At 38.2% G+C, this 24,943-nt stretch carries 21 protein-coding genes; 1 reads left to right on the plus strand and 20 read right to left on the minus strand.

The genetic code is table 11. From position 1 onward, the window contains the following. Positions 1–574 precede the first annotated feature (574 nt). The 3 genes from MKX78_RS15740 to mce form a co-directional block, all read right to left on the minus strand. A complete protein-coding gene (locus MKX78_RS15740) occupies positions 575–1,693 on the minus strand; it encodes a M20/M25/M40 family metallo-hydrolase (protein WP_095372660.1) in 1,119 nt (372 codons plus the stop codon). 112 nt (positions 1,694–1,805) lie between these two features. Then, a complete protein-coding gene (locus MKX78_RS15745; RefSeq protein ID WP_307312961.1) occupies positions 1,806–3,356 on the minus strand; it encodes an acyl-CoA carboxylase subunit beta in 1,551 nt (516 codons plus the stop codon). Next, entirely contained in the window at positions 3,356–3,769 is a 414-nt protein-coding gene (gene mce, locus MKX78_RS15750; RefSeq protein WP_328197499.1) for a methylmalonyl-CoA epimerase, read from the minus strand. The genes MKX78_RS15745 and mce overlap by 1 nt, the downstream gene beginning before the upstream one ends. A 189-nt stretch (positions 3,770–3,958) precedes the next feature. On the opposite strand from mce, the gene prli42 reads away from it, so the two are divergent. After that, a complete protein-coding gene (prli42, locus tag MKX78_RS15755; RefSeq protein WP_218971988.1) occupies positions 3,959–4,036 on the plus strand; it encodes a stressosome-associated protein Prli42 in 78 nt (25 codons plus the stop codon). A 90-nt stretch (positions 4,037–4,126) separates the two neighbouring features. Here the strand turns inward: prli42 and MKX78_RS15760 are convergent, their stop codons facing one another. The 17 genes from MKX78_RS15760 to MKX78_RS15840 form a co-directional block, all read right to left on the minus strand. Further along, on the minus strand, positions 4,127–4,624 hold the full coding sequence (locus tag MKX78_RS15760) for a L,D-transpeptidase (RefSeq protein WP_095373650.1): 498 nt from the start codon (positions 4,622–4,624) through the stop codon (positions 4,127–4,129). Positions 4,625–4,658: 34 nt separating this feature from the next. Next, positions 4,659–5,654, minus strand: a complete 996-nt coding sequence (locus MKX78_RS15765; protein ID WP_224936034.1) for an aromatic acid exporter family protein — start codon at positions 5,652–5,654, stop codon at positions 4,659–4,661. Positions 5,655–5,904: 250 nt separating this feature from the next. Continuing rightward, a complete protein-coding gene (locus MKX78_RS15770; protein ID WP_095372656.1) occupies positions 5,905–6,627 on the minus strand; it encodes an amino acid ABC transporter ATP-binding protein in 723 nt (240 codons plus the stop codon). After that, a complete protein-coding gene (locus MKX78_RS15775) occupies positions 6,620–7,279 on the minus strand; it encodes an amino acid ABC transporter permease (RefSeq protein WP_095372655.1) in 660 nt (219 codons plus the stop codon). Before MKX78_RS15775 ends, MKX78_RS15770 begins: the two co-directional genes overlap by 8 nt. A gap of 106 nt (positions 7,280–7,385) precedes the next feature. After that, positions 7,386–8,159, minus strand: coding sequence for a transporter substrate-binding domain-containing protein (locus MKX78_RS15780; RefSeq protein WP_095372654.1), 774 nt, complete (start codon positions 8,157–8,159; stop codon positions 7,386–7,388). A 307-nt stretch (positions 8,160–8,466) separates the two neighbouring features. Beyond that, positions 8,467–8,904 (minus strand): BrxA/BrxB family bacilliredoxin, encoded by a 438-nt coding sequence (locus tag MKX78_RS15785; RefSeq protein ID WP_307312956.1) that lies wholly within the window; start codon positions 8,902–8,904, stop codon positions 8,467–8,469. A gap of 245 nt (positions 8,905–9,149) precedes the next feature. After that, entirely contained in the window at positions 9,150–10,259 is a 1,110-nt protein-coding gene (meaB, locus tag MKX78_RS15790; protein ID WP_095372652.1) for a methylmalonyl Co-A mutase-associated GTPase MeaB, read from the minus strand. Between the two features lies 1 nt (position 10,260). Continuing rightward, positions 10,261–12,420 (minus strand): methylmalonyl-CoA mutase, encoded by a 2,160-nt coding sequence (scpA, locus tag MKX78_RS15795; RefSeq protein WP_307312954.1) that lies wholly within the window; start codon positions 12,418–12,420, stop codon positions 10,261–10,263. Continuing rightward, complete coding sequence (locus MKX78_RS15800) at positions 12,417–14,201, minus strand: methylmalonyl-CoA mutase subunit beta (protein ID WP_341051568.1); 1,785 nt, start codon at positions 14,199–14,201, stop codon at positions 12,417–12,419. The genes scpA and MKX78_RS15800 overlap by 4 nt, the downstream gene beginning before the upstream one ends. A 247-nt stretch (positions 14,202–14,448) precedes the next feature. Continuing rightward, positions 14,449–15,768, minus strand: a complete 1,320-nt coding sequence (locus MKX78_RS15805) for a dihydrolipoamide acetyltransferase family protein (RefSeq protein WP_095372649.1) — start codon at positions 15,766–15,768, stop codon at positions 14,449–14,451. Positions 15,769–15,855: 87 nt separating this feature from the next. Further along, the gene (locus MKX78_RS15810) at positions 15,856–16,839 is read right to left on the minus strand and encodes an alpha-ketoacid dehydrogenase subunit beta (RefSeq protein WP_095372648.1); all 984 of its coding nucleotides are present in this window, start codon (positions 16,837–16,839) and stop codon (positions 15,856–15,858) included. A 17-nt stretch (positions 16,840–16,856) separates the two neighbouring features. Further along, positions 16,857–17,855: a thiamine pyrophosphate-dependent dehydrogenase E1 component subunit alpha gene (locus tag MKX78_RS15815; protein WP_095372647.1), complete on the minus strand. Its 999-nt coding sequence runs from the start codon at positions 17,853–17,855 to the stop codon at positions 16,857–16,859. A 120-nt stretch (positions 17,856–17,975) separates the two neighbouring features. After that, positions 17,976–19,394 carry a dihydrolipoyl dehydrogenase gene (lpdA, locus tag MKX78_RS15820; RefSeq protein ID WP_095372646.1) on the minus strand — a complete coding sequence of 473 codons (1,419 nt, stop codon included), beginning with the start codon at positions 19,392–19,394 and terminating at the stop codon, positions 17,976–17,978. A gap of 22 nt (positions 19,395–19,416) precedes the next feature. Beyond that, on the minus strand, positions 19,417–20,505 hold the full coding sequence (gene buk, locus MKX78_RS15825; RefSeq protein WP_225230430.1) for a butyrate kinase: 1,089 nt from the start codon (positions 20,503–20,505) through the stop codon (positions 19,417–19,419). A gap of 114 nt (positions 20,506–20,619) precedes the next feature. Further along, positions 20,620–21,717, minus strand: coding sequence for a branched-chain amino acid dehydrogenase (gene bcd / locus MKX78_RS15830; RefSeq protein ID WP_095372644.1), 1,098 nt, complete (start codon positions 21,715–21,717; stop codon positions 20,620–20,622). A 36-nt stretch (positions 21,718–21,753) separates the two neighbouring features. Next, positions 21,754–22,656 carry a phosphate butyryltransferase gene (gene yqiS / locus MKX78_RS15835; protein WP_233435223.1) on the minus strand — a complete coding sequence of 301 codons (903 nt, stop codon included), beginning with the start codon at positions 22,654–22,656 and terminating at the stop codon, positions 21,754–21,756. A gap of 155 nt (positions 22,657–22,811) precedes the next feature. Then, on the minus strand, positions 22,812–24,881 hold the full coding sequence (locus tag MKX78_RS15840; RefSeq protein ID WP_095372642.1) for a sigma-54 interaction domain-containing protein: 2,070 nt from the start codon (positions 24,879–24,881) through the stop codon (positions 22,812–22,814). Between the last annotated feature and the right edge of the window lie 62 nt (positions 24,882–24,943).

Below are 24,943 nucleotides of genomic sequence, written 5' to 3' on the forward strand. Positions count from 1 at the left end.
AGTAAAAATATATCATATAATTAGTAAAAAAGAAGAGAGAAGAGTAGGGACTATTTTCCTAATGGAGAAATATATCTTTGATAGGGTTCTATCATGTTCTTCACAACATTTCCACTGAATTCTATTGGGATCATTTATGTAAATGTCAATTCTAACGATGTACAATTTTGGTTATTTAAGAACGTACAAATATGTACTACGGGAATAAATAATCGCAAATTCATCTATTTTCTAGTGCTTTTTGTACGAAAACGTGACTTGTGCAACCCTCTGACTTATCCTTTTGTCTTTTGCACGTTAACATGATGTACTTCCAAACTTTCTTCTTTTTGAATTGAACGAGCACACCCCATTTGCTCATATACCTTTCTAATAATTAGCAAAGATTCGCTGTGTATGAAGGTTATCCGTCCAACTCATTCTCCTACTTTTCTTCTCATTTATGTTCACCAAAACCACTCTAAGAATAATTTTTCATCAACAAAAAAGAAAGCCGCTAGCACAAATTAAAATGTGCTCTGCGACTTTCAAGGTTGGCCTTACTTGAGCTGTAGCTATGCTCTATCGTGAGGATTTAAGCTGCTACTTCCTCGATAATTGCTATTACCATTTCAGCTAACTTATTGAGCTCTTCGATAGACATTCTTTCATTCGTTGTGTGAATTTCTTCATAACCTACTGCCAAGTTTACTGTAGGAATATCAAATCCAGCAATAATGTTGGCATCACTGCCACCACCGCTATGCAATAATTCCGGTTTACGCCCTACTTTTTCCGCCGCCTTTTTGGCAACTTCGACAACATGGTCACCGTCTGCAAATTTGAATCCTGGGTACATCACTTCAATATTAACTTCTGCTCTGCCACCCATTTCTTCTGCTGCACTTTCAAATGCCACTTTCATTTTCTCAACTTGCGCTTCCATTTTTTCAGCAATGAGAGAGCGTGCTTCCGCAAGAACGTCGACATGATCACATACGATATTTGTTTGTTTTCCGCCTTCAAAGCGACCGATATTGGCTGTTGTTTCTTCATCAATTCTACCTAAAGGCATTCTAGAAATCGCTTTTGATGCCATCGTAATTGCAGAAATACCTTTTTCTGGTGCTACTCCAGCATGTGCCGTTTTGCCAATCATCGTTGCTCTCACTTTCGCTTGTGTCGGCGCAGCAACAATAATATTACCTACTTTTCCATCGCTATCAAGAGCATAGCCGAATTTTGCTTGAATGAGAGAAGAGTCTAATGCTTTTGCACCAACTAGTCCAGATTCTTCACCGACAGTAATTATAAATTGGATTGTACCGTGAGCAATATTTTGCTCTTTAAGTACTTTGACGATTTCAAGCATTACCGCTAACCCAGTCTTATCATCAGCACCTAAAATCGTTGTGCCATCTGTAACTACATAACCATCCTGAATTGAAGGTTTGACCCCGATACCAGGCACAACCGTATCCATATGAGATGTGAAATAAATAGGGTCAACGCCTTCTTTATTTCCTTGAAGTGTACAAATTAAGTTGCCCGCTCCATGCCCTGTCACCGCAGTCGTATCATCTTCAAATACTTCTACTCCAATGTCACGGAATTTCTTTTTTAATACTTTTGCAATCTGTGCTTCATCCTTTGTTTCAGAATCAATTTGCACAAGTTCTAAAAACTCATTTAACAGTCTTTCTTCATTAATCATCCGTCAATAACCTCCAAATATCACGAGCCTTATTATGCTTTTAAACAGTTCTCTTCAACACTAATTAGTATACTCCTAACGAAACTTATCAGCAAATAAAGAATGTTTTATTCTATAAAGGCATATTCCCATGCTTTTTAAACGGGCGTGTTTCCTTTTTATTTTTTAACATATCTAACGCCTGGATGATTTTTATTCTTGTTTCTCTTGGATCAATGACATCATCTACCATACCCCGACTGGCTGCGACATATGGGTTGGCAAATTTTTCACGATACTCTTCTATTTTTTGCGCTCTCGTTTGTTCAGGATTTTCACTCGTGGCAATCTCCTTAGCAAAAATAATATTAGCTGCCCCTTGAGGGCCCATGACAGCCACCTCAGCGTTTGGCCAAGCAAAAACCAAGTCTGCCCCAATAGATTTACTATTCAGCGCTACATAAGCCCCTCCGAACGCTTTTCGCAGTATGACGGTTAACTTAGGTACCGTTGCTTCTGAATAGGCATAAAGAATTTTTGCGCCATGACGAATAATTCCCCCATGTTCTTGCTTAATCCCAGGAAAGAACCCAGTTACGTCCTCAAAAGTCACTAATGGGATATTAAATGAGTCACAGAAACGAATAAAGCGGGCTGCTTTATCAGATGAATCAATATCTAACCCGCCAGCCATCACTTTAGGTTGATTACAAACAAGTCCAATTGATTCTCCCTTTATCCTAGCTAAGCCAACAACAATATTCTTGGCAAAATCAGGTTGCACCTCTAAGAAAGAATCAGCATCCACCACTTGATCAATTACTTTACGAACATCATAAGGTCTAATTGCATCAAATGGAATGATATCCGTTAAATCTGGTCGATAATCATCTGTTGATTCATCTGCTTTTCTTGGTGTGCGTTCTTCATTGTTTTGCGGGAGATAACTTAATAAATCCCGAACTTGCGCAATGACCTCTTCCTCTGTCTTTCCTTTAAAGTGAGCATTGCCACTTATCGTATTATGTACGTTTGCTCCACCTAAATCTTCTGCCGTAATTTTTTCTCCAGTAACGGTCTCAATCACTTTTGGTCCTGTAATGAACATTTGGCTCGTATTCTCGACCATAAAAACAAAGTCAGTAATAGCTGGCGAATAAACAGCCCCACCTGCACACGGACCTAAAATAACAGATATTTGTGGGATAACACCTGAATAAATTGAATTTCTATAAAAAATCTGTCCATATCCATCTAAAGAAACGACACCTTCTTGTATACGGGCACCACCAGAATCATTTAAGCCAATAAACGGAGCTCCGTTCTCTGCGGCTAAGTCCATAACATTCACAATTTTTTTTGCATGCATTTCCCCTAGTGCACCACCAAAAACGGTAAAATCCTGTGAGAAAAGAAAGATCGGACGCCCGTTCACTTTTCCATATCCAGTAATAACCCCATCACCAGGCCCTTTTTGTTTATCTAAACCAAAATCATTGCTACGGTGTTCAATAAACGGGTTTAATTCCACAAATGTACCATCATCGACTAATAAAGCAATTCTTTCTCTTGCTGTTAGTTTTCCTTTTTCATGTTGTTTTTCAATTCTTTCGTCTCCGCCACCAAGCTCTACTTCTCTTCTACGATCATAAAGTTCGTTAATTTTTTCATAGATGTCTGCCATTAGCTTGTCATTCCCTTCTTTTCACATAATTCATATAAAACACTGCCAGTTGATTTAGGATGCATGAAGGCTACACTCGCTCCACCTGCACCCAATTTTGGCTGATCTTGAATCATTTGAATGCCTTTTGTTTTCATTTCTTCGATTCTCTCTTGAATAGAATGGACGCCAAATGCCACATGATGAAGACCTTCTCCCCTTTTAGCGATAAACTTCGCTACAGCGCTTTCATCTGTTTGCGGCTCTAATAACTCAAGTTTCGTCTCCCCAATTTGAATAAAGGCTACTTTAATGCCTTCACTCTTCACTTCTTCAATTCCTAACAAAGGTAATTGCAATGTTTCCGTATAAAAAGGTAATGATTGCGCTAATGATCGAACAGCGATACCAATATGATCAATTTTTTTGATCAACGAAATCCCCCCTATTCTATCTATTTAAAAATATCATTATTTTCTAACTATATATAATTATAATAATTTTCCACGAATATGTCGAATATACGAGAAAAAAACTCTATGTTGTTCAAATGAGAAAATCCTAGTAAAATAAAGAGGAATACCACTCAAGGGAGAGGGTGAAAGAAATTGCCGAAAAAAACAATGAAGATCATAGTCTATTTGATGATTTTCGTTATGCTTGCATCAACACTTCTAATGGGTCTAACGATGTTCTTCTAATATAAAATTAAAAAAGCATGGAACTACTTGAAGCTTAACAAGAAAAAGGACGGCTCAGCACTCGGAAATTCCGAATGTTGAGCCGTCCTTTTATAACGCGCCATATTTTTTCGCTAATTGTTCTGTGGTTTCATCAGTTGAAACAATTAATATTTTCGTTCCAATAGGAATTCTCTCAAATAAAGCTTCAACATGGTCATTCTTCAGACGAATACAACCATTAGAGACATAGTGACCTATCGACTCTGGGTCATTGGTGCCGTGAATGCCATAAATTCTGCCATCTGTCTCCTTCGCATCAAACCCCATCCAGCGTGTGCCTAACGGATTATTTTTCTTTCCTCCTGGAATGTCTTTTTTTCGATAATAAGGATTTTCCGCTTTTACTATAATTGTAAACATACCCTCTGGTGTTAAGCTATCAGTCTTTCCTGTAGCAACATGAACAACCTGTTGAACCTCCCTATTATCAATAAAAGTTAGCTCATTTGTGCGCTTATTTACAATCACGAAAGGATCTCCCGGTAACGGGTTTGGGCCAATGGGCCAAAGTGGAGAAATCATTAACACTAGAAAAAGATGACTCATCACATTTAGCAATAGAATCACATCCTTTTTCCCTTTATTGTTCTCCAGTGGCTGTATTTTGATACAAACTCTTGCTTCCTTTTAACCCCGCAAATTGACTTTTGATAAAGAGATATTCTTCCATTTCTTTAATAAAATAAAGTAAATCCGCGCGTGCTTCAAATTCTTCTCTTGTTTGTGGTAATGGCATTTCAGCGAATTGGGCCCGCATTTGTTGTAACTTATCGATGAAGAGACTGGCCGTGTTTCCTGGATGAATATGTTCGGATAAATCCTCTATAAAATCAGCTATCATCTCTGCTTGCTCAACATTTTCATCTATCGCTGTCACCACTGGCAAAACATGCTCAATGATTTCAAATTGTTTCTCTCTCATTTTGAAATAACTATAATAGAGACTCTCGTTCCTTAATACATGATTTTCCACTTCTCTGAATGCTAATGCTTTTGCTTCTTCAATTAATTGATACGTCTCCGTGATTTCCTTACCATCCCAAGTACTTTCATTTGTTCTTAAATATATGACAATCTCATCAAAAATCAGTTTGAAATTTTGTTCAATTTCTACTTGATATTCCTTTAATTTCACGTCAAGGCTAGGCATGTATAAATTGGCTAATAATGCAATTCCAACCCCAATGATAATAATTCCTACCTCATTTAAAATAAGTCCCACTGTCACTTGTTCAGCTGAATAAATATGTAGAATAATAACGGAACTTGTAACAATTCCATCGCTAGCTTTGAACATCACCGCTAATGGAATAAACACAAGTAAGACGATACCAATAACTAATGGATGATAGGCAAGTATTTCAAAGAGTAGAGACGCAACAAATATAGCAATGAAACACGCGAATATCCGATCCCATGAAGCACGCAAGGAATCTTTTTTTGTCACCTTCACACATAAAATTGTTAAAATACCGGCGGAGACATAATTCTCCAAACCAAGCATTTGCGCAATCATAATAGCAAGAGTTGCTCCGACTGCCGTTTTCACTGTTCTATAGCCTATTCTAAATTTCATCTTATTACTCCTCGTATGTTCATCATGCTAGTGCATTAAGAACGAATCAGTCTCGTATTCTAAAGCGAAATGTATCATTCAACATCCTTCATAACCATTCCCTACAAAATATATGATTATAACATATCAACCATTCATTTAACAGAGATTGTCCTCTCATCCCTCATATAATGCTATGTTTTATTATTATACAATATTCACTTTTCAATAATGAAAAAAAGATGATCAGTTTGACCATCTTTTTCCGCTTTTATAATACTTTTTGTAAGAAATCTTGCGCACGCGAAGACTTAGGGTTGGAAAAGAATTCGTTAGGCGGGGCATCTTCTACTAGCACGCCACCATCTAGAAATAATACTCGATCCGCCACCTCACGCGCAAACCCCATTTCATGGGTAACAATAGCCATTGTCATACCTGAATGTGCGAGTGTTTTCATTACATCTAACACTTCTTTTACCATTTCAGGATCAAGTGCTGAGGTTGGTTCATCAAATAGCATAATTTCTGGATTCATCGCAAGTGCGCGAGCAATCGCTACCCGCTGCTTTTGACCCCCTGATAATTTGTTAGGATATTCCTGTGCTTTTATAGCTAATCCGACTTTTTCTAGTAATTTCATAGCGTTATTTTCCGCTTCTGATTTTGTTATTTTTTTTACCTTTAATGGTGCATAAGTTAAATTCTCCAACACGGTCATATGAGGGAATAAGTGGAAATGCTGAAACACCATCCCTACATTTTGTCGGACTTTTAATATATCTGTTTGTCGATCGGTAATATCCGCATCTTTAATCCATATCTTCCCGTTTGTTGGCTCTTCCAATTTATTAATACAACGCAAAAAAGTGGATTTACCTGAACCGGATGGACCAATAATAGCAACAACTTCACCATTATTTATCTGTGTTGAAATACCTTTTAGCACTTCATTCTTCCCGAAGGATTTATGCAATTTTTCCACTTTAATCACTGGATCTCAACCGCCCTTCAACTAGTTTGCCTAAGAATGTGAGTATCGTTACTAAGATATAGTAAATAATTCCGGCAAGAAGGAGTGGTTCCATAAATTGATACTGATTCGCTCCTACTTGATACGCTCGTCTCATCACATCCATTACCCCAATTGTCGTCACAAGGGCAGATTCTTTCGTTAATGTAATGAATTCATTCATAAGCGCAGGTAAAATATTCTTCATTGCTTGTGGGAGAATAATATTTACCATTGTCGGACGATACGGAACGCCTAAAGCCATTGCCGCTTCTTGCTGTCCTTTATCAATTGCTTGTATGCCTGCTCGAATAATCTCAGAAATATAAGCGGCCGAGTTCAATGCAAATCCGATAATGGCTGCTGTTACACCCTCTATTTGAAAGCCTAGTACTTGTGGTGAGCCAAAATAAATAATCATCAATTGTAAAATTAATGGCGTACCTCTAAAAACGGAAGTATAAGCATTCGCTAACCAATTTAATAGCTTAATTTTACTAATCTTACATAAAGAAAGGATAATTCCTAATAAAAACCCTAAAATACCCGCTAAACAAACAATCTGTAGTGTGACACCGAGCCCTTGTAAAATGAAAGGTAGAGAAGGGAGGACAGAGGTAAAATCTAAATTCATATATTGCCATTCCTCTCAGTAATTAATATTTGAAATTCATTTGATCCACCCATTGAAGGGAAAAAACGCCCAGAAGGTTTTTTCCCTTCTGAACGTTGATTTGGGTTTACTGCTCAGAGAACCACTTTGTGATAATGTCCTCGATTTCCCCGTTATCAATCATTTCTTGTAAGGCTTTATTAAATTCTTCTGTTAGCTCACTACCTTTTGGTAAAGCAATCGCATAGCCGCCGTCAGCATCCTCAATCGTTACACCAGCTAAATCTTTCTCTTTTTCAAGAAAGCCTTGTGCAACTGTATCTTCAATAATGGCTGCTTCAAAGCGACCTGCTTTAATCTCTTGAATGATCTCAGGAATACGATTACGGCTTTCAACCTTCATATCTATCCCTTCAGCTAAATCATTTGCTTTTGTCTCTTGAATAGAACCTAATTGTACACCAACTGTTTTTCCTTCTAAATCTTCAGCTGTTTCAATACCGCTACCTTCTTTAGAGATAATCATATGTTTAGAAGTATAGTAGATTTCAGTAAAGTCAACATTCTCTTTTCTTTCATCCGTTGCAGACATGGCTGATGCAACAAAATCAACTTGTTCGGAGTTAAGTGCTTGAATCAGTCCACCAAAATCCATATCTTTAATTTCTAAATTGTATCCTAGCTTTTCAGTCACTGCTTTTGCGATATCAGCATCAATCCCAATAATTTCCTCTCCTTGTGCTGTATCGATATATTCAAATGGTGGATAATCGGCTGACGTACCCATTACTAATGTTTTTTTATCGTTATCGCCACCCGCTTCTTCACTTGATCCACATGCAGCTAAAAATCCTGCAATTAATACCAATAACGCACTTAAAAGTATCCATTGTTTCTTCACAATCTTTCCTCCTAAAAATTATATAGTATGAAAATAAATTTCGTTTTTAATCAATTAATATTTATTCATCTAGATGTATTTTAACACATTCGCATGAATATGCAATGATATATTTGCATAATTATATTTTTATAATATTTTTTTGATTTTTCTAACTAATTTTCAGTATTATAAAGGAAGGAATTGTATATGGAAAGAAAAAGTTTACTAGTTTTCAATTCTCTATTAAAAAATGGTAGAAGTGTTAAATGCAAAAAAAAGAATAACCGTACGGAACGGCTATTCTTTCCATGATAAAATAATGATATTATACTTCTTCACAATGTTCTTCGAATGATGCTTGAAGCTTTTGAACAACTGCCATTGGATCGTGTCCCTCAATATCATGGCGTTCAACCATCGTAATAATTTCTCCATCTTTTAACAAAGCAAAGGAAGGTGAAGATGGTGGAAAACCTGTGAAATATGAACGTGCTTCAGCAGTTGCTTCTTTATCCTGACCAGCAAATACTGTTACTAAATGATCAGGGCGCTTATCATAATGAATAGAGTGTGCTGCAGCAGGACGAGCAATTCCCCCTGCACACCCACAAACAGAGTTAACCATTACGAGCGTTGTTCCTTTTTTATCTAATGCTTGTTTCACATCGTCTGCTGTTCTTAACTCTGTATATCCTGCATGAACGATTTCTTTACGAGCTTGTTGCACAACATCATTCATAAACAAATTAAAATCCATACTCATGATTTCATTCCCCCTAAAGAATAATTAGGATCAAAGTGTCCTTATACGTTTTATTCGTTTACGTATAATTATATCATACCAAGGTCGTGAGTTTTTTAACAGTATAGAAACTTTTATCTTTTAGTTTTAAAAGAAAAACTTTGGGGTAACATACAATATATAACCCTCCCCCTGGGTGTTCCTGCTAGTAAAGCAGGCTTATATATACTAGAACTGCCCCTATCACGGTGAAGGGGCAGCTTTTTTTATTCTCTTGTATACCGCCTAAAAAGTTCCTCGACAACCGCTGTTACGGTTCGGTTACCTGCAATCACATCATTTTCAATTTTAGGCAGCATTTCTTTCACGACAGGTGAACCAAAAAAACGATAATGAAGTTGATCTGTGATCATGGAATAAATCCATTCTTTCGCTTGTTCTCTTCTTCTCTGCTCGAAGACACCAGAAGTTTGTGTATTGGCAATAAATTGTTGAATCACTTCCCACACTTCTTTTATACCTTCTTCATAAAGGGAAGAACAAACATAAGCCCTAGATGGCCATCCTTTCGTTGCAGGTTGAAGGAAATGAAGAATCTTTTCATATTCAGCTTTCGTTTTTTTGGCTGCATGTTTATTTTCCCCATCTGCTTTATTAACGATAATCGTGTCTGCTAACTCCATAATTCCTTTTTTCATTCCTTGCAGTTCGTCACCAGCTCCAGTTAAAACAAGGAGCATGAAGAAATCAACCATATCACGTACAATCACTTCGCTTTGACCAACACCGACCGTTTCCACTAAGATGACATCAAAACCAGCCGCTTCACATAAGATCATCGTTTCTCTTGTTTTGCGATGGACACCACCTAGTTTTCCTGATGTTGGTGATGGACGGATAAATGCGAGAGGATTTCTGGCGAGTTGCTCCATTCTCGTTTTATCACCAAGAATACTACCACCACTTAATTTTGAACTAGGATCAACAGCCAAAACAGCTACTTTTGCCCCTAACTCATTACATAAATACGAACCAAAAGATTCTATAAAAGTACTTTTCCCTGCACCAGGCACCCCAGTAATGCCAATACGAATAGATTGATTCGCATGTGGTAAAACTCTATGCAATAACTCTTGAGCTCCTTGAAAATGATGCTCAGCATTACTCTCTATTAAAGTAATGGCACGAGCAAGTGCACTTCGGTTACCTTCTAATAAGCCTTTTTCCAGTTCATCAATGGGTGGAGAGGTTTCTTTTTTCTTTTTAAAGTTACTTCCTCTTGTCAGAGACGAAAAACTGGATGAGAAGTCACCAGCCTGAACAGAATCTGTAAAAGCTTCATTAGACGGCCTTCCACGCTTCTTATATGTGTCCATATTAATTCGTCACTTCCTCATAGCCTAAACGATGATAAATCTCTCTTATTACCTTTTGCGCAGCCACTGGAATCACTGTTCCTGGTCCAAAGATAGCTGATGCACCATTAGCAAGCAAATACTCATAATCTTGCGGTGGAATTACGCCTCCTACGACAACTAAAATATCTTCACGCCCTAGCTTTTTTAACTCAGCCACTAATTGTGGTAACAATGTTTTATGACCAGCAGCAAGAGAACTAAACCCAACCACATGCACGTCATTTTCGACTGCTTGAATCGCTGTTTCCTCTGGCGTTTGAAAAAGTGGTCCAATGTCCACATCAAAACCTAAATCTGCAAAGGCTGTAGAAATGACTTTCGCTCCTCTATCATGTCCATCCTGTCCCATTTTAGCAATTAAAATACGAGGTCTTCTCCCCTCATTTTCTAAAAATTCATCAGCCATTGCCTTTACTTCATTAATTTCCTCTTCATTAGAAAAATGGGAGCTATATACACCACTAATAGAGCGAATCATCGCTTTATGTCGTTTAGCTACCAATTCAATACTATCAGAAATTTCTCCTAAAGATGCCCGCACTCGTGCCGCCTGAACGGATAAAGCTAAAAGATTCCCTTCACCTGTCTCAGCTGCTCTCGTAATAGCTGCAAGCGCTTCTTTCACCTTATCTTCATCTCTTGTCGCTCTTAAATGCTCTAAGCGTTCTATTTGCTTTAACCGCACTGCAGTATTATCAATATTTAGAATATCTAGAGGCTCCTCCTGCTCAAGCCGGTATTTATTTACACCAATGATTGTTTCTTTATTCGAATCTATCTGTGCTTGCCTTCTTGCAGCCGCCTCCTCAATCCTCATTTTTGGTAATCCTGTTTCAATCGCTTTAGCCATTCCGCCAAGTTCTTCAATTTCCTCAATATGCGCCCAAGCTTTCTCTACCAACTCATTTGTTAGACTTTCTACATAATAAGAACCGCCCCAAGGATCGATTACATTGGTTATGCCTGTTTCCTCTTGTAAAAATAACTGTGTATTGCGCGCAATCCTTGCTGAGAAATCGGTTGGTAAGGCAATCGCTTCATCTAGTGCATTTGTGTGTAGTGACTGTGTATGTCCCATCGCTGCTGCATGCGCTTCTATCAAAGTTCTTGTTACATTATTGTATGGATCTTGTTCTGTTAAACTCCAACCGGAAGTTTGCGAGTGTGTTCTTAACGCCATCGATTTCGGATTTTTTGGTGCAAAGTTTTTCATCATCTTTGCCCATATAAGTCTAGCCGCTCTCATCTTTGCCACTTCCATAAAATAGTTCATCCCAATTGCCCAAAAAAAGGACAATCTAGGAGCAAAAGAATCGATATCAATCCCTGCTTTCATCCCTGTACGCACATATTCAAGTCCATCTGCGAGCGTGTATGCTAATTCTATATCTGCCGGCGCACCTGCTTCTTGCATGTGATAACCAGATATACTGATACTATTAAATTTAGGCATATAATGTGACGTATACTCAAATATGTCTGCAATGATTTTCATTGACATATCGGGTGGGTAAATATAGGTGTTTCTCACCATATACTCTTTAAGGATATCGTTTTGAATCGTCCCCGCAAGCTTTTCCTGGCTCACTCCCTGCTCTTCAGCCGTGACAATATAGAACGCCATAATCGGTAAAACTGCTCCATTCATTGTCATGGAGACTGACATTTGGTCTAAAGGAATGCCATCAAACAATATTTTCATATCTAAAATACTATCAATGGCTACGCCTGCTTTTCCGACATCGCCAACCACTCGCGGATGATCGGAATCATAGCCACGATGTGTAGCAAGATCGAAAGCGACTGAAAGTCCTTTTTGCCCCATCGCTAAATTACGACGATAGAACGCATTACTTTCTTCCGCTGTTGAAAACCCAGCATATTGCCTAACAGTCCAAGGTCGATTAACATACATCGTTGGATATGGACCTCGTGTGTAAGGTGCGATTCCTGGCATATCATCAAGATGTTCCATCGACGTTAGATCATTATGGGAATAAATTGATTTAATATTTATACTTTCATTTGTTTCAAACACATCATGATGGATTTTATCAGGATGTTGCGCTTTGTCACCCTCATCAAATAATTTCACTTTCGTAAAATCAGGTTTGGTCATTTCACTTCACCCTCCCAATCTTCCACAATGGTGCTTAGTATATGGTAGCAATCACTTTTCATATGGAGAAACTCGGTGATGCCCGCCTCTTTCCAACATTTTTGTTCCTCTACTGTAGGATGACCAGCCAAATATAGTTTAAATATGCTTTGTTTCTCTGTCATTACTAACTTCACAGCAGTTAAAAGATCATCATCATATTGATCGTTTGCACCACAAATCACGTAATGAGATAAAGGATTATTTTCTATTTGTTCCTTTAGGTTCTCTGTATGCATAATTGGTATAAAATGAGAACGAATACCACCTGGAGCTAAAAAGCCGGTTACAAAATCCATACGCGGCTTATGCTTTTTTAAATCTCCAAGACATAATAAGCCCACCTGAATATCAACGCTACTCGCCTTCATCATTTCTACTTGATAGCGCAGCTTTTCATATGGAATGGATAAACGGTTGCCTAGGGTCACTGCATTCTGCAGCGGTGATTCATCTAAATTCGCATATTTGTTCGTGCCAACAATACTTTGCTTTCGCGTATAAATATCAGCTAACCGCTTTTTTTGCACTTGCGTAATCTGTTCTTGAATCCAACCTGTCTCTATGGCAACTTCCATACCACCTTGATCTTCTATTGCTAAAAATAAATCCCAAGCTCTTTCAGCAATTTGATTCGTGATTGATTCAATATAATAAGACCCTCCTGCCGGATCAATGACTTTATTTAGATGCGCTTCTTCCCTTAAAATCAATTGGGTATTTCGAGCAATTCGATTCGCAGTAAAAGAGGAGGCTTCACTAGGTTCATCAAATGGTGACACGTGTAAATAATTGATCCCACCTAGTATGGCTGCAAAGGCCTCATTCCCTGCCCGTAAAAGATTGACATAGGGGTCGTACAATGTTTTTGTAAATGGTGAAGTTTGAGCAGAAATGGTCATGTTCATTAGCTTCTCATTTAGTCCGTATGCTTCTAAAACTTTAGACCATAGGATTTTTGCCGCTCTTAATTTACTGATTTCCGTAAAAAACTGAGCGCCAATGGAAAAATGAAATACGACCTTATCTACTATTTCTTCTATAGAGAAGTCTTCGCTGAGCAAGCGCTCAATATGAGAAACAGCAGAAGCAATGGCAATGGCCAGTTCTTGAATAGCATTTGCACCTAGTTCATGATATATGGTCGTATGAATTAAAATGGTTTTTAGCTTAGGTGAGGAATTTTTCGCATGTACAATTGCTTCCAACCAATCATTATCGTAACCTTTACTATTATTCATTAAACTGGCTAACGGATCTTTCCCAATAAACCCTTTCGAATTTTGCTGACCAATCGTCTTGTATAAATCGAGTAAAGAATTTTCCGTCATTAAACAAAATGGATATTCTTCTAAGCCTTCAACAATCTCTGCTACTTCTGAAAGCTTGTAAAGATCAGGGTTAAATGAAATGGCTGATTGTCCTTTATTTAATTCTTCTAATAATTGTCTTTTCATTTCTTTTGCCGATGTAGAAGAAAGCCGCTGCGAGACGTTCCATGGTTCTTCAAGATATCCTGAAGAGGTATATCCTCGACGAAAGTCTGAACTTCCTGGAAGTGGATTTTGGATAGGTGATGGTAAATCTTCTCGTGAATAAAGCGGTTTCAATTTAATCCCTTCATAAGTGACTGTTGATAAACGATCGATGGACCCACCCTTTAATGATTCCTCTGCTTTCTCCTGCCAATCGCGTAAAGTCGGCTTTGTAAATGTCTCATTTTTCATTTTATTTAAATTCATAAAATATCTGTCTAAAAAGACAGGACCTCCCCTCATCATAGCGATCAAAACATTAATAAAATTCTAATAAATCTTAATTTTATTGTAGTATAGATAGGAAAAAGCTGCAATCTTTTGTAGAATTCCATCAATTTATCATCTAGAAATACTTTATTTATGGGGTAATTTATTGTGTTTCTTGAAACTTGATATTTATTTTCATAGAAAAAAGAGAGGCCATTCGCCTCTCTTTTTTTACGATCACTTCTTAGTATACAGATGTATTTTCTTTAGAAGTATTTTCAAGAATTTCTCTTACACGTTGCATGAATTGACCACATACTAATCCGTCTAGTACACGGTGGTCAAGTGACATACAAAGGTTAACCATGTCACGAACAGCAATCATACCGTTGTCCATAACAACTGGACGCTTCACAATAGATTCTACTTGAAGAATCGCTGCTTGAGGGTGGTTGATGATGCCCATTGATTGAACAGAACCGAATGAACCAGTGTTATTTACAGTGAATGTACCACCAGACATATCAGCACCTGTTAATTTACCAGCACGTACTTTACCAGCTAACTCACCGATTTCACGCGCAATACCTTTGATTGTTTTTTCATCAGCATTTTTGATAACTGGTGTATAAAGAGCGTCTTGAGTTGCTACTGCAATATTCAAGTTGATGTCTTTTTTACGTACAATTTTGTCGCCAGCCCACATAGAGTTGATTTGTGGATATTCTTTAAGTGCTTGCGCAACTGCTTTTACGAAGAAAGCAAAGAATGTAAGGTTGAAGCCTTCTTTCTTCTTGAACTCACCTTTAATTGAGTTACGATACTCAACAAGATTTGTTACGTCTACTTCCATCATTGTCCAACCATGAGGAGCCTCATGTTTGCTCTTAAGCATGTTAGCTGCAATTGCTTTACGTACACCAGTCACAGGAATTTCTTCATCTCCTGGTACAACTGGTACATTTGTGCCTGCTGCTTTTGCTGGTTTAGAAGCTGCCGCTTTTGGTGCTTCTTGCTTAGGTGCTTCTGCTTTTGCTGGTGCTTCTGCTTTTGGTGCATTATCAGCAGTTGGAATATTACCAGACTCAATAATTTTGTTTAAATCTTTACGTGTGATTCTTCCGCCTGCTCCAGTACCAGCTACTTGGCTAAGGTCAATGCCATGCTCTTGAGAAAGCTTAAGTACAGCTGGAGAATAACGTCCACCTTTAGGTGCATCTGCTGCAGGTGTAGAAGCGACTGATTTGCTTTCTGATTTTGGCGCTTCTTCTTTTGCTGGTGCAGAAGTTTCTTCAGAAGCTTGAGGCTCGCTGCTTCCGCCACCTTCAGTTTCAATTGTTAAAATGACTTCTCCTACTTCATATGTGCCGTCTTCTTCGGCAATTAGCTCTTTAATTACTCCATCAAAAGATGAAGGAACCTCAGCATTTACTTTATCAGTCATTACTTCTGCAAGTGGATCGTACTTATTTACTTTATCTCCAACAGATACTAACCATTTACTAATTGTACCTTCTGTTACACTTTCACCTAATTGAGGCATTTTTATTTGTTCGATAGCCATTATTAAAGTGACCTCCTTATTACTTATCAACATCTATTTGGAATGTGGCAAAAAGAGTCGGATTTCCGCTCTCATTGCCACTTTTGATTAATATTCAGCTAATTCTCTCATTGCTTTTTCTACTTTATCCGGGTTAACCATGAAGAATTTCTCCATTGTTGGTGCATATGGCATTGCTGGTACATCTGGACCTGCAAGGCGCATAATTGGTGCATCTAAGTCAAATAGGCAGTTCTCAGCAATAATCGATCCTACTTCACCCATAATGCTTCCTTCTTTTGTATCTTCTGTAAGAAGAAGGACTTTACCCGTTTTAGAAGCTGCTTCGATAATCGCTTCTTTATCTAATGGATAAACCGTACGTAAGTCTAAAATATGAGCAGAGATACCATCTTTCGCTAGTTTTTCTGCTGCTTGAAGAGCAAAGTGTACGCATAATCCGTAAGTGATGATTGTAATATCTTCACCTTCACGTTTAACGTCAGCTTTACCAATTGGAAGTACATAATCATCTTCAGGTACTTCACCTTTAATTAAACGGTAAGCACGCTTATGCTCGAAGAACATAACAGGATCGTCATCACGAATCGCTGCTTTTAAAAGTCCTTTTGCGTCGTATGGTGTAGAAGGCATAACAATTTTTAAACCTGGTTGGTTTGCAAATACAGCTTCTACTGATTGCGAGTGATAAAGGGCACCATGGACACCGCCACCATATGGTGCACGAATAACCATTGGAGCACTCCAGTCGTTATTTGAACGGTAACGAACTTTTGCTGCTTCTGAAATAATTTGGTTGACAGCAGGCATGATGAAATCAGCAAATTGCATTTCTGCGATAGGACGCATACCGTACATTGCCGCACCAACACCAACACCAGCGATTGCAGATTCTGCAAGTGGTGTATCTAGCACACGGTCTTCACCAAATTTTTCATATAAGCCGTTTGTCGCTCTGAAAACTCCACCTTTACGACCAACGTCTTCTCCTAGTACAAATACTTTTGGGTCTCTTTCCATTTCTTCGCGCATCGCTAAAGTGATCGCGTCAATATAAGACATTACTGCCATGTGTTATTCCCCCCTACTTATTCTGCGTACACATATTTCAATGCATCTTCTGCATCTGCATATGGTGCATTTTCAGCATAATCAGTTGCTTCATTCACGATTTTCATAATACGATCGTTCATTTCTTTTTCTTTTTCATCATCGAAAAGACCAATTTCTTTTAAGTAGGCTGCAAAAGTAATAATCGAATCTTTTTCTTTCGCTGCGTCTACTTCTTCACGATCACGGTAGCTGCGATCATCATCATCAGAAGAGTGTGGAGTTAAACGATAAGAAACTGTTTCAACTAATGTAGGACCTTCACCTTTACGTCCACGATCAGCTGCTTCTTTAACTGCTTGGTACACTGCTAATGGATCGTTACCATCTACAGTTACACCAGGCATACCGTAACCGATTGCACGATCTGATACTTTCTCACATGCCAATTGTTTTTCAATTGGTACAGAGATCGCATACTTATTATTTTCACACATGAAAATAACTGGTAATTTATGAACACCTGCAAAGTTTGCTCCTTCGTGGAAATCTCCTTGGTTAGAAGAACCTTCACCGAAAGTAACAAATGTACAAAGATCTTTATTTTCCATTTTCCCAGCAAGTGCAATACCTACTGCGTGAGGAACTTGTGTTGTAACTGGAGAAGAACCTGTTACGATACGGTTTTTCTTTTGCCCAAAGTGACCTGGCATTTGACGGCCACCTGAGTTTGGATCTTCCGCTTTAGCGAATGCTGATAACATTAATTCTTTCGCAGTCATACCGAATGCAAGAACAACACCCATGTCACGATAATATGGAAGGGCATAATCTTTCTCTCTGTCTAATGCAAAAGATGCACCTACTTGCGCAGCCTCTTGTCCTTGACATGAAATAACGAAAGGAATTTTACCTGCACGGTTTAAAAGCCACATACGCTCGTCAATACGGCGTGCTAAAAGCATGGTTTCATACATTTCTAATACTTGCTCATCACTTAAACCTAAAGCTTTATGACGATTTTTAGTTTTACCCATTTCAAAACCTCCTAAATATATATAGAAGAACGTGGAACGCTCTTATATTCTCCACTTAATGAAGTGAGGCTTCTAGATTTCCAACAAAATCTAGAAGTCCACTTTAATAAATCCTAACGCTTATCCGTGAATTGCTTTTCCGTCTACTGCTAATGCAGCTTCTCCGATTGCTTCAGATAAAGTTGGGTGAGGGTGAATCGTATGTGCTACTTCCCAAGGTGTAGCATCTAATACTTTTGCAAGACCTGCTTCAGAAATCATATCTGTCACATGTGGTCCAATCATGTGTACACCTAAGATGTCATTTGTCTCTTCGTCAGCAATAATTTTAACAAAGCCGTCAGACTCACCGAATACAAGCGCTTTACCAATCGCACGGAACATGAATTTACCGACTTTCACTTTATAGCCTTGTTCCTTCGCTTGATCTTCTGTGATACCTACACTTGCAGCTTCTGGTGAAGAATAGATACATTTAGAAATAAGATCATAATCCATTGGCTCTGGATTTTGGTCTGCGATATGTTCTACTGCATGAATACCTTCATGTGAAGCAACATGTGCAAGTTGAAGTCCACCAATTACATCACCAATTGCATAAATATGAGACTCTTTTGTTTGGTAATGCTCGTTCACAACGATGCTTCCTTTTTCTACTTGAATATCAGTATTTTCAAGACCAATACCTTCAGTATTTGCTTGACGACCTACAGATACAAGAAGCTTTTCAGCTGTGAATTCTTTTGTTTCGCCTTTTACTTCAGCAGAAACCGTTACACCGCCATCTTGTTTCAATGTTTCAGGAAGTACTTTCGCTTTAGTAACGATATTTACGCCACGTTTTTTCAGTAGACGTTGCATTTCCTTACTTACATCCTTATCTTCAGTAGGGATAATACGGTCAGCAAATTCTAGTACAGTTACTTCTGCACCGAAATCAGCAAGCATAGAAGCCCACTCGATACCGATTACACCGCCACCAACGATAATAATTGACTTAGGAATTTCCTCCATCGATAATGCTTCATCAGAAGTCATTACATTTCCGCCAACTTCTAAACCAGGTAATGTTCTTGGACGAGAACCTGTTGCCACAATAACATTTTTAGGTACAAGCATTTCATTCTCATCACCATTATTCATTTCAACAGAAATTGTTCCTGCTGTTGGAGAGAAGATGGATGGTCCTAAAATACGTCCGAAACCGTCGTATACATCAATTTTTCCTTGCTTCATAAGGTGTTGAACACCTTTATGCAATTGATCAACAATTTTGCCTTTTCTCTCTTGCACTTTTGCAAAGTTTACTGATACTTCGCCAGTAGAAATACCGAACTCATCACTATTCTTAGCAGTCGCAAAAACTTCCGCACTTCTTAGCAATGCTTTACTTGGGATACAACCTTTATGAAGGCAAGTACCGCCAAGATTTCCTTTTTCTACTAACGCTGTTTTAAGACCAAGTTGAGAAGCACGAATAGCAGCTACATAACCACCAGTACCTCCGCCAAGAATGACTAAATCATATTCTTGTGCCATTAATAAACCCTCCTATTACTACTTACTTAACTGTTGTTGTATTTAATTCATCAATAGAGTAATTCTTAGCTTCTTCTTCGCCACGAAGAACACGAAGTGCACCTTCTGCAAGCGCTTGAAGTTCATCTTCACCAGGTTCAATGATGACATCTGCAATCCAGTTAACATAGCTTGAAATATCATTTACAAATGCTTTCCCATAAGCTAGTCCACCTGTTAAAATGATCGCGTCTACTTTACCTTTTAATACCGCACTTGCAGTTCCAATTTCTTTTGCAATTTGGTAACCCATCGCATCGTAAACGAGCTTCGCTTTTTCATCGCCAGCTTCAATCATTTTTTCCACTTTAACAGCATCGTTCGTACCAAGGTAGCCTACAAGTCCACCTTCACCAACTAACATGCTCATGATTTCTTCACGGTAATATTCACCAGAGAAGCACATATCAATAAGGTCGCCAGCTGGAACAGTTCCTGCACGTTCAGGACTGAATGGCCCTTCACCATGAAGTGCATTATTCACATCAATTACACGGCCTTTTTCATGAGCGCCAACAGAAACTCCGCCACCCATATGTGTAACAATTAAGTTTAAGTCTTCGTATTTCTTACCTAATTTTTTTGATACTCTTCTTGCTACTGCCTTTTGATTTAATGCATGGAATATGCTTGTTTTATCAATTTGTGGGAAACCAGTAACGCGGGCGATCGGTGCTAATTCATCAACAACAACCGGATCGACAATAAAGGAAGGAATATTTAGACCTGAAGCAATTTCGTAAGCCAAAATCCCACCTAAATTGGATGCGTGCTGACCAGCATAACCAACTTTTAAGTCCTCAATCATCTCTTTATTAACCGCATAAGTACCACCAGGAATTGGGCGTAAAAGTCCTCCGCGACCGACTACTGCGCTTAGTTTTGAAATGTTAATTCCTTCAGCGTCTAAAGTTTCTAAAATAGCGTTTTTACGGAATTCATATTGATCGAAAATTGTTTTAAACTTTTTAATCTCGTCTGTATCATGTCTTAATGTTTTTTCAAACACAGAACTATCATTATCGAAAACACCGATCTTCGTTGAAGTAGATCCTGGGTTGATGACGAGCATTCTCTTGATTTGATCTTGCACAACAGACCCTCCATTATTTATCCATTTTTGAAATTACATAAGGAAATAGCTAGCGCCTTATGAAGGCGCTCGCCACTTCAATATGAACCATAATTACTTACGGCGGCTTAAGATGTGATGACCATTTTGAAGGAATGTGCTGCGAGATTGTTTCATTGTCGCAATTCTTTCTTCTGCCATACGGTCAGCAGCTTTATAAGTTGGGATATTTTCTTCTTTAGAAATTTGCATAATACGGTCAATTGTATCGTATAGACCTTCAACTTTTTTCATTGCACGTTCAGCATTGTAACCATAAAGTTCGTCAGCAACGTTAATAACACCACCAGCATTGATTACATAGTCAGGAGCGTATACGATACCCATTTCGTGGATTTGATCGCCATGACGTTCTTCTTTTAATTGGTTGTTAGCAGAACCTGCGATTACTTTTGCTTTAAGTTGTGGAATTGTATCATCATTTACAGTTGCACCTAATGCACATGGGGCATAAATATCACATTCAACACCATAAATGTCATTAATTCCTACTGCTTCTGCACCGAAATCATCAACTGCACGTTGAACAGCTTCTTTGTTAATATCAGTTACGATTAATTTTGCTCCTTCTTCATGAAGGTGTTTACATAAGTGATATGCAACATTACCTACACCTTGAACAGCAATTGTTTTACCTTCAAGAGAGTCAGTTCCGAATGCTGCTTTTGCTGCTGCTTTCATACCTACGTACACACCGTAAGCAGTTACAGGAGAAGGATTACCAGAAGAACCAAATGCTGGAGAAATACCAGTTACATAATCAGTTTCTTCATGAATTAAGTCCATATCAGCTACAGTTGTACCAACATCCTCTGCAGTGATATAACGTCCGTTAAGACCTTGAATATATCGTCCGAAAGCACGGAATAATGCTTCATTTTTATCTTTCTTAGGATCACCGATGATAACTGTTTTACCGCCACCAAGGTTAAGTCCAGCTGCAGCATTTTTATAAGTCATACCTTTTGCAAGACGAAGAGCATCTTCAATCGCTGCTTCTTCTGACTCATAAGTCCACATACGTGTTCCGCCTAATGCAGGTCCTAAAGTTGTATCATGAATAGCGATGATTGCTTTTAATCCTGATTCTTTATCTTGGCAAATAACGACTTGTTCGTAATCATATTTCTCTAGATATTTAAAAATTTCCATGGTTGTAAATCCTCCTTGTTTTTAAAAGAAAATATATTATTTAGCAGAGCAAATAGCTAAAGCAAGTGAATATAATTTACTCTCTGCTGAGTCTGCTCTGGAAGTTAAAACGATTGGTGCTTTTGCACCTGCAATCACTGCACCAACTTTTGCTTGAGCAAAGTAGATCAATGATTTGTATAAAGCATTTCCAACTTCAATAGTAGGCACAAGTAAGATATCTGCTTGTCCAGCAACATCACTTGTAATACCTTTATGCTCAGCAGCTTCAATAGAAACTGCATTATCAAGTGCTAAAGGTCCATCAACGATGCAGCCTTTAATTTGACCACGTTGATTCATTTGCGTTAATGCCGCTGCATCTAATGTTGCTTGCATATTTGGGTTGACTACCTCAACCGCAGCAATTGGTGCAACTTTAGGCATTTCCACCCCGATACTCTTAGCAATACCTACTGCATTTGCTGTTATTTGCGCTTTTTGACTTAAATCAGGCGCAATGTTCATCGCAGCATCAGTGACAATCGTAAATTTGTCAAAGTTAGGAACTTCAAAAACAGCAACATGTGAAAGAACGCTACCAGTTCTCAAGCCATATTCTTTGTTAAGTACGGCTTTTAGAATAACTGCTGTAGGAACATTTCCTTTCATAAGTACGCTTGCTTTTTTTTCTTTGACAGATTTAACCGCCATTTCAGCAGCTAAAGCAGCTGTTTCAGCATGCATAATTGTTAGGTGGTCGCTACTAGCGACATCTGCATGGTTTGCATTCAGTATTTGCGTAATCTTTTCAGAGTTACCGAATAATAGAAAGCTTGCCATGTTCTTCTTTAGTGCACCAGCTACAGCTTCTAAGACTTCTTCGTCTTCTGCTGCGGCAACTGCAACTACATTGCCTTCATATTGGGTTGCTTTCTCTATAAGCGAATCCAATTTCATCTGTCTCAACCCCTTTACTTCAAAGTGCGTGCAAGTAAAAAGTTTTTTTGCTGCACTCATATTTTTATTATGCAATTACCGTGCCAAAATTAAAATGCGATGAAAACGCTTTATTGCTCAAAATCTACCGTGAAATTTATTGCAAACCATGCAAATTATTGCATGCTTTTATTTTCAATTTGATATTTTTCCAATTTATAGTATAAATTCCTTACAGATAGCCCTAAATGTTTGGCTGCTTGTGTCTTATTACCATCCGCTTGTTTCATTGCTTTCGTAATAATTTCTTTTTCAAAACCTTCCAGTTGCTTTGCTAATGGTTCTCCTTGTTGAATAGATGCATGCATTTCAGAATCTACGAGAACTGGACTGTCACTATTCGCTAATGTAGATAAATGTTCACTGTCAATATGTGTTTGATAGCCCATAAATATAATCGCTCTTCCAATAATATTATCTAGTTCACGGACATTACCTGGCCAATCATATGCCATTAAAACCTTCATCGCTTCTTCTGTTACACCTTCTACATTACGGCCATATTCAATATTGATTTTTTCAATTAAGCGGTCCACTAGTAAAGGGATATCTTCTTTTCTTTTTCTCAAAGACGGAATATGAATTGGCATTCGATTCAAACGGTAGTATAAATCCTCTCTAAATCCGCCGTTCGCAATGGCTTTTTCCAGATTAACATTGGTTGCAGCAATAATTCGGACGTTAATCTGAAGAGGCTTTGTACCACCTACTCGGGTAATCTCTCCTTCTTGTAGCACCCTTAATAGTTTAGCCTGTGTGCTGGCAGTTAACTCGCCAATTTCATCCAAAAAGATACTTCCTTTATCCGCTTCTTCAAATAAACCCCTTTTTCCGCCTCTTTTCGCGCCAGAAAAAGCACCTTCCTCATAACCAAATAATTCACTTTCCAGTAGTGATTCCGATAAGGCAGCACAGTTTACACGAACAAATTTATTATATTTACGGTCACTTGCATTATGAATGGCATGTGCAAATAATTCTTTACCTGTTCCAGATTCACCTCTCAATAGAACGGTTGCTGGCGTTTTTGCTCCAAGTTTAGCTTGTTCAATAGCAATGGCCATTTCATCAGACTGACCAATAATATCTTCAAAAGTATACTTAGCTTCTAAATTTCGAATAATTTGTCTCGCGCGGTTTAATTCGCGACTCATACTTTGTAGATCTGAAACGTCATGCAAAACCCCGACGCTTCCTTTTAAAATACCATCTACAATTACCGGAGCTACATTGACGACAACTTCTTTTCTCTTCGGACCTACACGCATTGGTACACCCCTGATGGCTCTGCGTGTTTTAAGCACCTTCATATGAACACTTTCACCTTCTGAGATATCAGCAGTTGCCGGTTTACCAATGACTTCCTCTTCTGCTAATCCAGTGATTTTTGAATAGGCCGGGTTAATAATTAACCCCTTCCCATCTTCATCTACTACAGAGATCGCTTCATCACTTGATTGTATAATAGCTTGAAGCATTGTTTTTAAATTTTTCAAATCAGTAATTTCTTCAGCTAAATCAACTAATTCCGTAATGTCTTTAAAAATAGAAACCGCACCGATTAATTGACCGTTATCACCGATTACAGGAATTCTCGTAGTTATAATTTTCAACCCACTACCTAAAACAAACTCTTGGTTTGTTTCCACTCTCCTTGAATGCAACACTCTCGGCAGTAAGCTTCCGCTAATTACATCTCCGATCTTTTTACCTATCGCCTGTTTCTTTTCTATTCCTGTCATCGTTTCTGCGCTTTTATTAAAAAGTATAATTTCCTCGTCAGGATTGATGACGATCATACCGTTATCGGTCGTATTAAATATGAGGTTGAATTTATATGTTTGATTAGAAAGTGCGGATATGAGCTCTTCCTTTTGAGACAAAAGTTTGGCCATTAAATAAGCGACACTACCAGGGATAAAAATTACCTCTTCTTTGATTGAAGATCTAATTTGTTTACTAACTTCTTCATCTCCTGTTACTTCAATAATAATATCAACAGGTTCTTTAATAAATTGGCGCCAATCATAACCAATTTGCACACCATCTTCACTCGCAAGTTGAAGTCCTTTTGCTTCGCGATTAATATCAACAACCGCTGTTACTATTAACATTTCTGTTTCTTTCAATAATCGATATATCGAGGAGCCACCTTGACCAGCCCCGATGATAATTACTTTTTGCATACTTTCACCTTACCCTGAATATTCTTTCAAATCTACTATGCAATTTCTTTCATTTATAATGT

Origin of the sequence: Cytobacillus sp. FSL R5-0569 (genome assembly GCF_038007265.1) — a bacterium.
Lineage (GTDB): Bacteria > Bacillota > Bacilli > Bacillales > Cytobacillaceae > Cytobacillus > Cytobacillus kochii.

Coding starts and splice junctions, on each gene's coding strand:
- buk (WP_225230430.1), bottom strand. CDS start 20,505: ATGCTCGTCATCAACCCAGGATCTACTTCAACGAAGATCGGTGTTTTC.
- lpdA (WP_095372646.1), bottom strand. CDS start 19,394: ATGGCACAAGAATATGATTTAGTCATTCTTGGCGGAGGTACTGGTGGT.
- MKX78_RS15840 (WP_095372642.1), bottom strand. CDS start 24,881: ATGCAAAAAGTAATTATCATCGGGGCTGGTCAAGGTGGCTCCTCGATA.
- prli42 (WP_218971988.1), top strand. CDS start 3,959: ATGAAGATCATAGTCTATTTGATGATTTTCGTTATGCTTGCATCAACA.
- MKX78_RS15740 (WP_095372660.1), bottom strand. CDS start 1,693: ATGATTAATGAAGAAAGACTGTTAAATGAGTTTTTAGAACTTGTGCAA.
- bcd (WP_095372644.1), bottom strand. CDS start 21,717: ATGGAAATTTTTAAATATCTAGAGAAATATGATTACGAACAAGTCGTT.
- MKX78_RS15815 (WP_095372647.1), bottom strand. CDS start 17,855: ATGGGTAAAACTAAAAATCGTCATAAAGCTTTAGGTTTAAGTGATGAG.
- scpA (WP_307312954.1), bottom strand. CDS start 12,420: ATGACCAAACCTGATTTTACGAAAGTGAAATTATTTGATGAGGGTGAC.
- MKX78_RS15765 (WP_224936034.1), bottom strand. CDS start 5,654: ATGAAATTTAGAATAGGCTATAGAACAGTGAAAACGGCAGTCGGAGCA.
- meaB (WP_095372652.1), bottom strand. CDS start 10,259: ATGGACACATATAAGAAGCGTGGAAGGCCGTCTAATGAAGCTTTTACA.
- MKX78_RS15810 (WP_095372648.1), bottom strand. CDS start 16,839: ATGGCAGTAATGTCTTATATTGACGCGATCACTTTAGCGATGCGCGAA.
- yqiS (WP_233435223.1), bottom strand. CDS start 22,656: ATGAAATTGGATTCGCTTATAGAGAAAGCAACCCAATATGAAGGCAAT.
- MKX78_RS15745 (WP_307312961.1), bottom strand. CDS start 3,356: ATGGCAGACATCTATGAAAAAATTAACGAACTTTATGATCGTAGAAGA.
- MKX78_RS15805 (WP_095372649.1), bottom strand. CDS start 15,768: ATGGCTATCGAACAAATAAAAATGCCTCAATTAGGTGAAAGTGTAACA.
- MKX78_RS15775 (WP_095372655.1), bottom strand. CDS start 7,279: ATGAATTTAGATTTTACCTCTGTCCTCCCTTCTCTACCTTTCATTTTA.
- MKX78_RS15800 (WP_341051568.1), bottom strand. CDS start 14,201: ATGAATTTAAATAAAATGAAAAATGAGACATTTACAAAGCCGACTTTA.
- MKX78_RS15785 (WP_307312956.1), bottom strand. CDS start 8,904: ATGAGTATGGATTTTAATTTGTTTATGAATGATGTTGTGCAACAAGCT.
- MKX78_RS15760 (WP_095373650.1), bottom strand. CDS start 4,624: ATGAGTCATCTTTTTCTAGTGTTAATGATTTCTCCACTTTGGCCCATT.